The 13,482-nt window shown below is 27.2% G+C and carries 13 protein-coding genes; 8 read left to right on the plus strand and 5 right to left on the minus strand.

What is annotated here, in order from left to right:
* Positions 1 to 12: 12 nt before the first annotated feature.
* Genes BG_RS04095 through miaA form a run of 7 tightly spaced genes read left to right on the plus strand, consistent with a single transcriptional unit; the run spans position 13 to position 5,832 of the window.
* Positions 13 to 960 (plus strand): RluA family pseudouridine synthase, encoded by a 948-nt coding sequence (locus BG_RS04095; RefSeq protein ID WP_011194106.1) that lies wholly within the window; start codon positions 13 to 15, stop codon positions 958 to 960.
* Positions 935 to 1,876, plus strand: a complete 942-nt coding sequence (locus BG_RS04100) for a hypothetical protein (protein ID WP_011194107.1) — start codon at positions 935 to 937, stop codon at positions 1,874 to 1,876. The genes BG_RS04095 and BG_RS04100 overlap by 26 nt, the downstream gene beginning before the upstream one ends.
* A complete protein-coding gene (gene murC, locus BG_RS04105) occupies positions 1,866 to 3,272 on the plus strand; it encodes a UDP-N-acetylmuramate--L-alanine ligase (protein ID WP_011194108.1) in 1,407 nt (468 codons plus the stop codon). The genes BG_RS04100 and murC overlap by 11 nt, the downstream gene beginning before the upstream one ends.
* Positions 3,273 to 3,282: 10 nt before the next feature.
* Positions 3,283 to 4,152, plus strand: coding sequence for a YicC/YloC family endoribonuclease (locus BG_RS04110; RefSeq protein WP_011194109.1), 870 nt, complete (start codon positions 3,283 to 3,285; stop codon positions 4,150 to 4,152).
* Positions 4,149 to 4,685, plus strand: coding sequence for a (d)CMP kinase (gene cmk, locus BG_RS04115; RefSeq protein WP_011194110.1), 537 nt, complete (start codon positions 4,149 to 4,151; stop codon positions 4,683 to 4,685). Before BG_RS04110 ends, cmk begins: the two co-directional genes overlap by 4 nt.
* Positions 4,686 to 4,724: 39 nt before the next feature.
* Positions 4,725 to 4,925 (plus strand): DNA-directed RNA polymerase subunit omega, encoded by a 201-nt coding sequence (locus tag BG_RS04120; protein WP_011194111.1) that lies wholly within the window; start codon positions 4,725 to 4,727, stop codon positions 4,923 to 4,925.
* Positions 4,912 to 5,832: a tRNA (adenosine(37)-N6)-dimethylallyltransferase MiaA gene (miaA, locus tag BG_RS04125; RefSeq protein WP_011194112.1), complete on the plus strand. Its 921-nt coding sequence runs from the start codon at positions 4,912 to 4,914 to the stop codon at positions 5,830 to 5,832. The genes BG_RS04120 and miaA overlap by 14 nt, the downstream gene beginning before the upstream one ends.
* Positions 5,833 to 5,973: 141 nt before the next feature.
* Here miaA and BG_RS04130 read toward each other — a convergent pair whose 3' ends face one another.
* The gene (locus tag BG_RS04130) at positions 5,974 to 6,345 is read right to left on the minus strand and encodes a hypothetical protein (RefSeq protein WP_011194113.1); all 372 of its coding nucleotides are present in this window, start codon (positions 6,343 to 6,345) and stop codon (positions 5,974 to 5,976) included.
* A gap of 80 nt (positions 6,346 to 6,425) precedes the next feature.
* On the opposite strand from BG_RS04130, the gene BG_RS04135 reads away from it, so the two are divergent.
* Positions 6,426 to 6,971: a hypothetical protein gene (locus BG_RS04135; RefSeq protein WP_011194114.1), complete on the plus strand. Its 546-nt coding sequence runs from the start codon at positions 6,426 to 6,428 to the stop codon at positions 6,969 to 6,971.
* On the opposite strand, the gene BG_RS04140 is transcribed toward BG_RS04135, so the two are convergent.
* From BG_RS04140 to topA, 4 genes are all read right to left on the minus strand, one after another.
* Positions 6,964 to 7,746 (minus strand): phosphodiester glycosidase family protein, encoded by a 783-nt coding sequence (locus BG_RS04140; protein ID WP_044007940.1) that lies wholly within the window; start codon positions 7,744 to 7,746, stop codon positions 6,964 to 6,966. The genes BG_RS04135 and BG_RS04140 overlap by 8 nt on opposite strands.
* Complete coding sequence (locus BG_RS04145; protein ID WP_044007941.1) at positions 7,739 to 8,254, minus strand: hypothetical protein; 516 nt, start codon at positions 8,252 to 8,254, stop codon at positions 7,739 to 7,741. Before BG_RS04145 ends, BG_RS04140 begins: the two co-directional genes overlap by 8 nt.
* Positions 8,255 to 8,382: 128 nt before the next feature.
* Positions 8,383 to 10,857: an ATP-dependent RNA helicase gene (locus BG_RS04150; protein WP_011194118.1), complete on the minus strand. Its 2,475-nt coding sequence runs from the start codon at positions 10,855 to 10,857 to the stop codon at positions 8,383 to 8,385.
* 2 nt (positions 10,858 to 10,859) lie between these two features.
* Complete coding sequence (gene topA / locus BG_RS04155) at positions 10,860 to 13,409, minus strand: type I DNA topoisomerase (RefSeq protein ID WP_011194119.1); 2,550 nt, start codon at positions 13,407 to 13,409, stop codon at positions 10,860 to 10,862.
* Positions 13,410 to 13,482 lie beyond the last annotated feature (73 nt).

Below are 13,482 nucleotides of genomic sequence, written 5' to 3' on the forward strand. Positions count from 1 at the left end.
GATGATTATTTTTTGCGTTTAGATAAGTATATTTTTTTAGAAGTTCTTGCTAATGATAATGGCAAGCGATTAGATTCAATTTTAATTAAAATTTTAAATTTTTCTAAAGTTAGAATAATAAAACATATTAGAAAAGGTGATATTAGACTTAATGGTCTAAAACCACATTTTTCATATAGAGTTTGTAAAGGTGATAAAATTTATTTGTATAAATCTTTAGTTCAAAGTTTGAACTTAGCTATGGGTGAATGTTATAAAAGCAATATTGATTTTCAATGTATTCGAAAAAGAATAATTTATGAGGACAGTGACTTACTTGTTATGGATAAGCAAAGAGGCATTTTAGTTCATGGAGGCAAAAATTCTCTTGATTTTTTAGTGAATTCTTATCTTTTAAGGGAAGATCTAAGATCTCTAAGCTTTAAGCCTTCGGCAGTTCACAGACTTGACAGGAATACTTCTGGTATTATTATTTTTGCAAAAAATATAAATGCTGCAAGAAAGCTAAGTACAGCATTTAGTAGCGGTTCTGTAACTAAAAAATATTTTGCAATACTTTTGGGTGAGGTTAAGTCAACTGTTCTTTATAAAAATCATTTATTTAGAAATCAAAGACTGAAAAAAACTTTTGTTTTAGAGGATAAAGATTTCATTAATGCAATTACAAAGGTTAATCCGATATTGTCTTCTAAGAGAGCTACTCTTGCGGAGATTGTTATTGAAACGGGTTTTACTCATCAAATAAGGTCTCAGTGTTCGTTTAACGATCATCCTTTGATTAATGACAAGAAATACCATGATAAATTCAAGAAAAGTGATTACTTTTTACATGCTTTTTTGGTAAAATTTAATGAAGCATTCTTTAAAAAGAATGAATTTTATGCTAAGCCTAGTTTAGAATTTCTAAAGCAAGCAAAAGATATTTTTGGCGTTTATGAATTTTCAGAATTTTTCAAGTAATATTTTTTTAAAAAAAATATTAAGCAAGTTTAAAAACTTTGCAACTAGTATTAAGCATAAGTTTGTTAGGGTTAAGGTGTATGCGTTGGTAGGATCTGCTGGAACTGGTAAGAGCTTTAGATCACATTTGGTAGCAGATAAGTATTCAATACCTTTAATAATTGATGATGGTGTGTTAATTAAAAACATGAAAATTATTGCTGGGAGTTCTGCTAAGTTTGAAGATAATGTTTTTAGGGCAGTAAAGCGATCTGTATTTGAAGATGATGCTCATTGCAGCGAAATGCTTGAAGTTCTTGGAAAAGAAGAATTTAGTAAAATATTAATATTAGGAACAAGTCTTAAAATGATAGATAAAATAATTTCAAGACTTTTATTGCCAAATGTTTTTAAGATCATTTACATAACAGATGTTTCAACCAGGCAGGAAATAGAAAAAGCAAGGATTTCAAGGCAAATGGGGGAGCATGTTGTACCAGCAGCAGCTTTTGAAATAAAGTCTGTTAGACCTAATTTGCTATTAAACCCAATTAAAGTTTTTTTTAAAAGCCGCTGGTTCTTTGCTAAGAAAAAAAATTATATTCGATCTGTTGTAAGGCCTCATTTTTATGAAGAAGGGGTTTTATCTATTTCTAAGAGAGCTGTAAGGCAAATTATTGAACATTGTGTTTCTGAGTATGATAGAAGTTATATTGTTTATGATCTTAAAATCAAAAAAGATGGAAGCAATTACCTTTTTAAGCTGTTTTTAAACATTCCTCTTGGGAACAACTTACTTAATAACACAGAAATGCTTAGAACTTATATTATTACTAACGTGCTTAAGTATACAATAATTAATATATCATCTATTGATATAGTTATACATAAATTTTATGACAAAAAAGATTATTTAGAAGAGAGTTATGAAGGTTGATTTTGACAGTTTGAATAATATTTTTTTTGTAGGAATAAAGGGAAGCGGAGTTTGTTCTCTGGCTTGTTTTTTAAATTCAAAAGGATATTTTGTAGAAGGAGTAGATGTTCCTGATAAATTTTATACTGATGATATTTTAAATAATAATGAAATATCTTATTATGAAAATATTTATGAGTTTTCATTAAAAGAGCTTGATAGATCTTTTGATTTAATAGTATATTCTTCAGCTTATGATAAGGACGGTTTGCAAGTTTTGCTTGAAGCAAAAGAATTGAATATACCTATTTTATCTTATTCTGAGGTTCTTGGTGAGCTTTCTAGAAAGCACTATAGTATTGGAATTGCAGGTTCTCACGGTAAAACTACCACTACGGCATTTTTAGGTATTCTTTTTGATAAATTAGGATTAAATCCTAATGTTATTGTGGGATCAAGTGTTAAAGATTTTGGAGATAATTCTGCAATAGCCGGCATTAGCGATATTTTTATTGTTGAGACTTGTGAGTATAAAAAACATTTTTTATATTTTAGTCCTAATATGCTCATTTTAACCAATGTTGACTATGAGCATGTTGATTTTTTTAAAAATTATGAGGCCCTTGAAGATGCTTTTTTACAATATATTAATAATTTGAAGAAAAATGGAATATTAATAATTAATTCTGATGATAAGAATTTGCTTAAAATTAAAAGTCAAATCAATAGAGAAGATATAAATATTTTTAGCTTTGGATCTAGAGATTTGTCCAATTTTCAAATAAGTAACATTGTAGTTAAGAATGAATATTTTTGTTTTTCTTTTTTAGGCTTATACAATATTGAACTTAGGACTGTCTTATTTCATAATATATTAAATTTTTCAGCAGCGCTTTTAGCTTTAAATCTTTTTTTAGAAAGTAATGGAAAATCAATTTTTGATTTTGAAGAAGTAGTAAAGAGAGTTGCAAAAAATTATAGTGGTATAAAAAGAAGGTCTGAACTTATTAAAGAGAAAAAGGGAGTAATTTACATGGATGATTATGCTCATCATCCTAGGGAGATTAGAGCTACTCTTTTTGGTATTAAAAATTTCTATAAGAACAAACGTATAATTTTGGATTTCATGCCCCATACTTTCACAAGAACAAAAGAATTTTTTGATGATTTTGTTGAAGTTCTTAATATTGCTGATGTATTAATTTTGCACAATATATATCTTTCTAACAGGGAGAATTTTAATCCAGATGAACTTTCTTTTAAATTGTTTTTAAATATTAAAAAAATAAATAAAAATACTTATTTTTTTAAAGATGTTAAAGATTCTATTAACTTTATAAAGAGTTTACTAATATCTGGAGATTTGTTTATTACAATGGGTGCTGGCAATAATTTTATTTTACACGATTTTTTGTAAGGGTATTATAGTGAAAAGCATGACGGGATTTTTTCATTTGGAAAAGATAATTGGCAACTATATGTTTAGTGTTAATTTAAAGTCTTATAATGGAAAATTTTTAGAATTTAAACTTAGACTACCAGAAATTTTTACTAGTTATGATCTTGATATAAGAAATTTGATTTCAAAATATATTAGCAGAGGAAATGTTTTTTTAAATGTAGGATATAAAGAATTGGTTCCTAGTATGAATTTTACAGTTAATCCTAATTACATTGAGGCTATTTCTAGACTTAGAGATTCTTTGGCACATACCGATCTTAATATTAAAAACGAACTAAGTTTAGGCGATTTTTTATCGTTAAAAGGAGCTTTGATAATTGTTGATGAAGATACTGAGCATCAAGAAGAGATTTATGGTCTATTTAAAGGTGTTTTAGAGGAAACCTTATTTCATTATAATAATGCCAGAAGTTTTGAAGGAGAAAATACTAAATCAGATATAGTGTCAACCCTTGCGCTAATAGAGCGGGATCTTAAAATTGTTAAGAATGCTTGTAATGATATAAATGTTAGATTATTTGCAAGCATTAAAGAAAATATCTCTAAATTAATGGATGAATTTAGAGATTTAAACATTGCAGAAGAGGCAGCTAAAATGGCAATTCGCCTAGACATCAATGAAGAGATCATACGCTTAGATTCTCATATAGAAGTTTTTTATAAAAATCTTGAATATGAAATATGTGGCAAAGTTCTTGAATTTATTTCTCAAGAAATGCATAGAGAAATAACAACTATGAGTAATAAGGCGGTTGATCTTGATATTAAAAATTTGATTTTAAATATGAAGTTAAATTTAGAAAAAATAAAAGAGCAAATAAGGAATGTTGAATGAAAATAGCACTTTCTGGTAAGAGTGGTTGTGGTAACACTACTGTAAGTAGCATGATTGCAAAACATTATGGTCTTGAGTTTATTAATTACACTTTTCATGATATTGCAAGAGAGCGTAATATTCCTTTTTCAGAGTTTTATGAGAAAGAGATAATAGGAAGAGATGATTATTATTGGGATATGTATCTTGATAAGAGATTGTCTTTACTTTCTAAAAAAAACAATACAGTGCTTGCTTCTCGTCTTGCTATTTGGATTTCTAAGAGCGCTGATTTAAAAATATATCTTTATGCTAAAATGGAAGTCAGAGCCGAGAGAATAATGACTAGAGAGGGGGGGATGTATTCTGATGTTTTAAGCAGTACTTTTAATAGGGATGAAAATGATAAAAAAAGATATTTATCTATTTACAATATAGATATTGATGATTATTCTTCAAAGACCGATTTAGTGATTGATGTTACAAATATTAATTCAAATGAAGTTTTTGAATTAATTCGAGATGAAATTGATAAAAGAAACTTAAAAAATTAGCTAAACATATTAAATAATTTTAGTTTATAAGGAGATTAAATGACTAAAGTGCCTTTAAAAAAAATCCAAGATTTTGATGGAAATTTTTATGAACTTGTTGTTGCGACTATAATACGCACAGAGCAAATCATAGACAATATTTCTTTAGCAGAACATGCTGTTTTTGATGATAAAATATTAGGACAAGCTTTTAATGACGTTTTGACTGGTAAATTTAGCTATTCAATTGAAGGAAGATAGAATAGTTTTTATTTTTGGCCCTACAGCTGTGGGCAAAAGCAATATTTTGTTTCATTTTCCAAAAAATAAGGCGGAAATTATTAATGTTGACTCTATTCAAGTATATAAAGAGTTCAATATAGCTTCTTCAAAGCCAAGTAAAAATTTAATGAAACACATAAAGCACCATTTAGTAGATTTTTTAGATCCCGAAAAAGAGTATACTCTTGGAATTTTTTACGAGCAAGCTTTAAGAATAGTAAAAGAAATAAGACAGAAAAAAAAAATTCCTATATTTGTAGGGGGCACTGCTTTTTATTTTAAACATTTAAAGGATGGATTTCCTTCGACACCTTTGGTTACTTCTGAAATAAGAATTTATGTTAATAATCTTTTATATCTTAAAGGCAAATCCTATCTTTTAAAAGAATTAAAAAATGTAGATCCCATCAGATTTAATATGTTAAATAAGAATGATATTTATCGTATTAAAAGATCGCTTGAAGTTTATTACCAAACAGGAATTCCTATTAGCCAATTTGAAAAAAAACAGAATAGCGAATTTAAAAATATTCTGATTATAGGTCTTAAAAGATCTTTTGAAGATTTGAAAACTAGAATATCAATAAGAATTAATGAAATGCTCAATAGCGGCCTACTTTCCGAGATTAAAGGCTTGTTTAGTAAAGGTTATAATGAAAATACGCCGGCTTTTAAAGGGATAGGCTATAATGAGTTTTTATTATGGAAAAGTAGACCTTGTTATAGTTTAAATGATATAATAAGTTTGATAAATAAAAATTCGTTTTTATATGCAAAAAGGCAAATGACCTTTTTTGCCAAAATTTCTAATGTTTTATGGTTTCATCCAGAGGATGATTTAGTTAGCATTTTGAATTTAATTTTTAACGTTGATAAGGAGATTTAGGGAGTGCCTTGCGGAAGAAAAAGAAAGTTAAAAAAAATTTCTACTCATAAAAGGAAGAAAAAAAGAAGGAAAAATAGACATAAGAAAAAAAATAAGTAATTTTTTGTATTGATCGGACTTTTTTCTAGTTATGTAGTGGAGCTATTTAGAATGTTCAATTATTAGATTGTTGACTATATTTATGTCTTTGCTAAAGATGTAGCTTTTAGTTCCCTTGTAATTTACTTGGATCCAGTTCCCTTCAATTCCATAGCGTTCTGTTTTTTCTAGTGTTTTTTCAATTTTTACGACTTCATCTTTTCTAAGTAGAATTGCGTAATCGTAATCTAATTCGCTATTTTTCTTAGTGCTTTTACTAAGAAAAGCATAATCTTTTATTATTATGCCCGTTTTATTGCTAAAGCCAAGGATGCTACTTTTTGGCAAGTTTAATTTTTGAATGAGAGGAATTTTATTATTTTTATTGCAAGCTAAAAGAATTAAGGCTATTAAATATAATGTTTTTGTATTCATAATTTCCTTGATTTTTTATATACTACTTTAGTGTACTACTATAATAATATAGTATTTTTTAGAATTTTTAAGGATTGTTAATGAAGAAATATCTTTTTTTTATTTTATTTCTCATATCTTCTAATAATTTTATTGTTTCTTATCCACTTTCTTTTGGCGGAGGTTTTTCTTATCAATTTACTAATTATACTGATAAAACAAGCTCCACTAAATTTGCTCCAAATTTTACTAGGTCAGATCATGGGATTAATTTTAATTTATTTTTTGATGCAAATTATGTTCTTTTTGAAATGTCTTATAAAGAGGCTTTTGTTACTACTAATAATGGAAGATATTTCTCGTTTGGGCTTTATGGAACATATCCAATGATTTTTAAAGAACAGGTTAGAATACTTTTTCCATTAATTGGGTTTAAATATACCTTTGATTTGAGTTCTAATAACTACAATCTCTTTTTTTTAAGCATGGGACTTGCTGCCGATCTTTTTATCCCTGATTTTGAGGGTTTGTATATTAGGCCTTTGTTTATGCTTTCTATTTCTCCATTTTCTAATTATAAAAATTTTTCTGGGTTAACAACTGAGATTATGCTTGGATTTAATATTGGTTGGAGATTTTCTAATTAGGAAGTTTTATTCCTAAATGAAATGGGACATATCTTTCCTGTCCAAAGATGTTTGCAGTGAAGTTTAATTTGTGAGGAGTGTTATTTGATTTTACAACAAGAGTGCTTGAGCCCCCTCCATCTAGATTAATGGCGTTAGTCATGCCATGGCTTAATGCAAAATCAATAGCCTCATTAAGAGAAGCTCCTTTGCTATTGTTGACGCCCCTTCCTTCTATTGTAGCAAGAAATAAATACTTGTTATTTTTATCAGTTCCTATTATTGTTCTTGGATGTCTTGTTTCTTTGAAGTTTTTTTTATAATTTCCATTGTTAATTAAAACAAAAAATCCGCTAAATCCGTAATCGGAGGTTTTTATTTCATCTTTTTTGGGATTTAATATAATTTTATTGTGTTTTATTACAATCTCTCCATAGTTAGTTATTTGTTTTGAAATCATTTTGTTATTATATATGTATAGTCCTTTTGGGACAAACATGTTTTGTTTAACTTCGTATGGACTTGTGTTAATAGCAATGTCAACATTGTTGGAAATTAAGAAGCTGCTTGTTGTCTGGCCTTTAAAGTAGTAATTATTTAGCTTTTTGTCGTAAATAGGTTTTGATATAGTGAATTTAAGATCTTTATTTTCAATCTTCACTAGAACATAATTGCTATTTATGAAATAACCCCTAATAATTTTGTATTTGGCTTTTTTAGTGATTGATGGGGACAACATTAGTCCTGACAAAATACTTAAAATTAATATTGGCAGTATTAATATTTTTTTATTCATTTCTTTTTATTTTATAAGAATAAATACTTTTGGGATAGTTTTTTAGTATTAGGTTTTTGATTTCTGTTGCTAATTTTTTATTTTTAAATTTTATAAGACTAAATATTTGATAAATTATTTTTACATCTATATTTTTTTCATTATTTAAAATTTTTTTAATTTCTTCTTCATTAATATTATCTTCATTTATTCTTAATTTTAGTGAAATGATTTCGTTTTTTATTTTTTGATTTTTAATCTTTTTTTTGTTTATTTTGTTTAAAAAATTATTAGCTTCTTTATATTTTTTTATTTTTAGGTAGTATTTTGTAATTAGCAGGTAATATTGTTCTAAGTCAAAATTTTTAATTTTATTTATTATTTCTAATTCTTTTGACAAGTTGTTAGTTAAATCATAAAGCATATATAGCTTTAATAAATTTTCCGTATTTTCCTTATTATTACTATGTAATTCAAAAGGAGCAATTACTAAAAATAATAAAACATAAAAAAAGGATAGCCATTCCATAATTTATTATAAACTTTGTTTTGAGAATAATGAAAATAATTTAAAATTATTATTAGCATTACTGCTAACTTTTAATAATATTTGATTATTATCTTTTCTATTATAATAAGACTTTCAAGGGCTAGGTTTTAAAAAAAGTAATTTAATTTTTTGTAAACTTTATTTATTAATTTCTTTATAAAATGTAGCTTTTGTATGTATTCTTCGTTTTCTATCAGACTTTTTATGCTTTCCATAGATTCTTCTATTGCCATTATAAAATTTTGTTTGGGCTTTAGTCTAAAATTTCCCAAGTGATCTGTTTCCAATGATAAAAAAAGAGCAACTTTTTTTGAGGGAGAGCTTATAAACTGCATTGTGCTCTCTAAAAGATTTTTCATCTTTTCAGGTTCGTCAATGCTTACATCGTTTGTTTCATATTTTTTTATACAATGCCAATTTTTTCCCATGCCTTTTATTATTTCTATAGTTTCTAAAAATTTTTTATTACTGAAAACTGTTACATTTTTATGTATCAATTGTATTTTAATTTTTTTCAAATCTTCATTATTTTGAGTATTTAATTCGTTTTTTGAAATCATTTCTTTTAGTGCTTCTAGGCTAATTTTTATTACATAGATGTTATTTTTGAACTCTGCTTTGAAAATTTTTTTCCCTATTTTGATTTCATTGATAATTTTTGTTTGTTTGGCATTTGTTATTTGGCTCTCTTTGTTGTCGTGCATGGTTTTATGTTGAAACTCTTCATTAAGGCTAAGATCATCAATCCATTCTTTTTTTAAGACGCCAATGGATCTTGCATACATTTTTGTAGTTTCTATAATTTCTCCTGCAACAAAATATTTAACAGAATCGGTACTAATAAGTGATCCGGGATGAATTATTACGTTTTGGGCTTTGATGGTTTTATATTTCTTTTTTGAAGTTTTAAAGCAAATATAATCTCTCATTCCCCGCATTATTGATTTTAAATATCCTTCGTTATCAAGAGCACCTTTTTGTATTATTGGTATATTTAATTTGCTAACAATGTTTTCAAGTTGCATTTGCACATTTACTATTTCTTCAAGTCCTTTTAGATCTAAATAATTTTCCTTGGTGAAAGCCTCTTTATTTGCAGCTTTTTTAAAATCTTCAAAGATATTAATAAACCCAATTAAATCTCCCATTGGATTTTTATATTTTAAGTGAGCTTGTCTGGCTTCCATCTCTTCATTTTGGGGTAGTAAAAAAATACCACTTGTAGACAAAAATGACAGACCTATTGTAGTTTGATAGATTGCCTGTGGGTAATTTATCATTGCTTCAACTAATGCTCTTGAATGTGCTGGCACTAATGGGAATAGTATCATATATTTTCCAATTTCTGTAAGTTCGTTTTTATTGTTTATGGCATCTAGAGATTTCAATATTTTGCTTGCGGTTTGAATCGAATGCTTTGATGGTTTTGATATAAAATCAAAGTGAGTAAAATCTCTGATTCCAATATCTGCCATTCTTAGTATTACCTCAGATAGGTCTGTTCTATATATTTCTTCTTTTTGATAATCTTCTCTTAGTTGATAATCTTCTCTTTTATAAAGTCTGTAGCAAGTTCCTTTTGAAAGTCTTCCTGCTCGACCGGCTCTTTGAGTTGCTGATGATTTTGAAATTGGAACTTCTTGAAGCGAATAGGTATGAGTTTTTGTTTGGAATTTATTTGTTTTAACTTTTCCGCTATCGATTACTATTTTAATATTTTCAATTGTGATTGAAGTTTCTGCAATGTTTGTTGACACTATTATTTTTCTTTTATTTTTAGGAGTAGCTACAAATATTTGCTCTTGAGCTTCTTTAGGCATTCGACCGTATAAAGGGCATATTATTAATTTTTTTTTTGAGTTTAATTCTTGTAGTTCTTTTATAGTTTCTTTTATTTCTTTCTCTCCAGATAAAAATATAAGAATATCTCCTGGTTTTTTTTCTTTTATTACGTTTGAGACAATTTCTTTTATTTTTAATATCATTCCTTTTGATGTGTTTAAAAGAGGAGGATTGTATATTATTTGTACTGGGTACGCAATAGTTTCAATGCTAACAACTGGTGCATTGTTGAAATATTTTGAAAATATTTTTGTGTTTATTGTAGCAGATGAAATGATGATTTTAAAATCGTCTCTTTTTCTTGAAATGTCTTTAATAAGACCTAATATAAAATCGATGTTTAAACTTCGTTCGTGTGCTTCGTCTATTATGATTACGTCATATTCATAAAGCAATGTATCTTTTTTTAACTCTTGCAGTAACACTCCATCAGTCATTAATTTGATTTTGGTTTTTGGACTTGTAATTTCTTCAAACCTTATTTTGTAACCAACTTCTTCTCCAAGGTTTACACCAATATGCTTGGCAATATATTCAGCTATTGATATTGTGGCTATTCTTCTTGGTTGAGTTACTCCAATTTTTCCTAATTTTGCAAAACCCGCTTCATATATTATTCTTGGCAGTTGAGTGGTTTTTCCACTGCCTGTTGGACTTTCAATAATTAAAACATTATTTTTTTTTAATACTTTAATTAATTCATCTTTGTATTTATAAATTGGGAGTTTGAAATCATTCATATTTATAACAAACTGAATACATACTTCTCATTTATTTCGTCAAGATTAATGTTATCAGGTAAATCAATTTTCTTTCTCTTAATTTTAGCATAAAATTTGTCGTTTTTTTTGTAAATATATATTTTGTTGCCAATTTTGTTTTTAGAAAATGTGATCGTTTTAACGATTATGCCGACTTTATTAACTCTTTCGTTGAGTAAGCTGATAGCCCTGTCTAGTGTTATGTCATATGCTTTTACATCTTTTTTTAGCGAGCAAGCAATACTTCCGCTTTCAGTTTTAATATAATCTCCAAAAACGCCAGTTGCAGCAATGATTTGTTCATTACTTTGAGGATGCTTGCCGATTGGTTTTGGTAGTGAGAGCAATTTTAAAGCAAGCTCTAATGTTATGTTTTCAGGATCAATTTTTTTAGTTGATGCTTTTTTTGCTTTTATTATTTTTAATTTTTTAGGTTTTCCCTTTTTTGTATATTCTTGAGGAGCATAAGTATCTTCTCCAAGTTGTACAATGTTTCCATAAATTGTATTTTTGAAGATTACATTAAGTCCTGTTAAAGGATCAACACCAAGTATATTTGGTTTTAGTTCTTTTTCATTTATTATTTTTTCTATTTCATCTTTTTTGTACAAATTTTCTAATGGAGTTGTTGTGTTGATTGAGTAATTATGTCCTTTGAATATTAAATAAGGCCCATATTTTCCAATGTTTATTGTATAATTAATGTTATTATCTTTATTTTCTACGTTTTGACTTTGAATAACAGTTCTAAATTCAGAGGAATTAATTTTAGGCTCTAGTTGCATTACTGTATCTTTTAGCCCTTTTTTTCCATTATAGAATTTGCTTAGATATTTTATTTTATCTAGCTTTCCTATTGCTATTTTATCTAATTTTTCTTCCATATTAGAGGTGAAATTTAGCTCAATTAGTACTGGGAAATATTTCTCAAGAAGATTTATTACAGCAGCCCCTTTTACGGTTGGTATTAATGTGTTGTTGAGTTTGAATGCATATTCTCTTTCCAAAAGTGTTGATATAATTGTAGAATAGGTTGAAGGACGACCTATTCCTTCTTTTTCCATTTTTTGTACAAGAGATGCTTCTGTATATCTAAATGGAGCTTTTGTTTCGTGCTCGCTTGTTTTCATTTTAACTATATAAAATATATCTCCCTTTTTCATTAAGTCAAAATTTATGTTAGGATATTCATCTTTTTCTTTAGTATGTTTAAGAAATCCATCAAAAATTACTTTTGTAAAACTTGATTTGAAAATTAAGTTTTTATACTTAAAAGTCAGTTTTATATTTTCTTTTATTGCATCTTTCATTCCAGAAATAATGGTTCTATCCCATATTATTTTGTAAATTTCTTTAGCGGTTTTCCCTTCTATTTCTATGTTTTCGTTTGGAATAAACATTTCAGAAGGCCTTATTGCCTCATGTGCATTTTGAGTCATTTTTTCTTTTTCATAAATTCTATCTTTTCCCTCTACATATTCTTTTCCGTATTTGTTTTTTATTATTTTTATTATTTTGTCTCTTGCAATTTTAGCAATATTATGAGAGTCTGTTCTCATATAGGTAATGTATCCGTGTTCGTAAAGTTTTTGAGCGTGTTGCATAATCTGCTTTGTTCCAATTTTAAGGCGCTTATTTATTTCTTGCTGAAGTGTGGATGTAGTAAATGGCTTTGGAGGAGATATTTTTATTTTTTTAGTTTCTATTGAAATTAATTCAATTTTTTGTCCATTTTTCAATTCTTTTTCAAGCTCGATCATTAAATCTTGGGTTATTATTATTGCCTTATCGCTATTTTTAAGTTTTCCAGTTTCGTTTATAAAGTCTTTACTCTCTGCTATATTCTTATCGTCAATTTCTTCTAATTTTGTTTCAAGTAGTAAGTCTTTTTTTTCGTGTTTACATTGAAGTGAAATTGAATAATAATTGGCCTTTTTAAAATTTATTCTAGTTTTTTCTTTTTCTATTAACAATTTTAATCCAACAGATTGTACTCGCCCAGCAGAAAGTCCATAAGCTACTTTTTTCCAAAGTAACGGAGAGATGGTATATCCGTATAGTCGGTCTAATATTCTTCGAGTTTCACCAGCATTAACAAGGTTTATATCTATATTTCTAGTATTTTTTAGTGATTCGGTTATTGCAGTTTCTGTGATTTCGTGAAATATCATCCGTTTATAATTTTTAATTTTTAATACTTCTTTTAAGTGAAATGCTATGGTTTCTCCTTCTCTGTCTTGGTCGGTTGCAAGATATATTTCATTGATTGTTTTTACCAATTTTTTTAGTTTTGATACAATTGGTTTTTTATTGCTAGGAATAATGTAAATTGGATTAAATCCATTGTTATAATCTATAGAAATATTTGCCCATTCGTATTTTTTATATTCTTTGGGAACTTCTTTTGCATTGTTTGGCAGATCTACTATATGTCCAATGCATGCTTCTACTAAGAACGAGTCATCAAGAAACTTTTTTATTGTTTTAGCTTTTGTTGGTGATTCAACTATTATCAATTTTTTATTTTGCATAAATTCCTTATGTTTATATATTGTATTATAATATATAAACATAATTTAAGAATTAAAAAAAGTGAGAGTATTT

The organism is Borreliella bavariensis PBi (assembly GCF_000196215.1).
Classification (GTDB): Bacteria; Spirochaetota; Spirochaetia; order Borreliales; family Borreliaceae; genus Borreliella; species Borreliella garinii.

Excerpts from the sequence above, each read along its gene's own strand:
- BG_RS04145 (WP_044007941.1), bottom strand. The coding sequence starts at position 8,254 with ATGGAATGGCTATCCTTTTTTTATGTTTTATTATTTTTAGTAATTGCT.
- BG_RS04135 (WP_011194114.1), top strand. The coding sequence starts at position 6,426 with ATGAAGAAATATCTTTTTTTTATTTTATTTCTCATATCTTCTAATAAT.
- BG_RS04120 (WP_011194111.1), top strand. The coding sequence starts at position 4,725 with ATGACTAAAGTGCCTTTAAAAAAAATCCAAGATTTTGATGGAAATTTT.
- cmk (WP_011194110.1), top strand. The coding sequence starts at position 4,149 with ATGAAAATAGCACTTTCTGGTAAGAGTGGTTGTGGTAACACTACTGTA.
- BG_RS04150 (WP_011194118.1), bottom strand. The coding sequence starts at position 10,857 with ATGAATGATTTCAAACTCCCAATTTATAAATACAAAGATGAATTAATT.
- BG_RS04130 (WP_011194113.1), bottom strand. The coding sequence starts at position 6,345 with ATGAATACAAAAACATTATATTTAATAGCCTTAATTCTTTTAGCTTGC.
- BG_RS04140 (WP_044007940.1), bottom strand. The coding sequence starts at position 7,746 with ATGAATAAAAAAATATTAATACTGCCAATATTAATTTTAAGTATTTTG.
- topA (WP_011194119.1), bottom strand. The coding sequence starts at position 13,409 with ATGCAAAATAAAAAATTGATAATAGTTGAATCACCAACAAAAGCTAAA.
- murC (WP_011194108.1), top strand. The coding sequence starts at position 1,866 with ATGAAGGTTGATTTTGACAGTTTGAATAATATTTTTTTTGTAGGAATA.
- BG_RS04100 (WP_011194107.1), top strand. The coding sequence starts at position 935 with ATGAATTTTCAGAATTTTTCAAGTAATATTTTTTTAAAAAAAATATTA.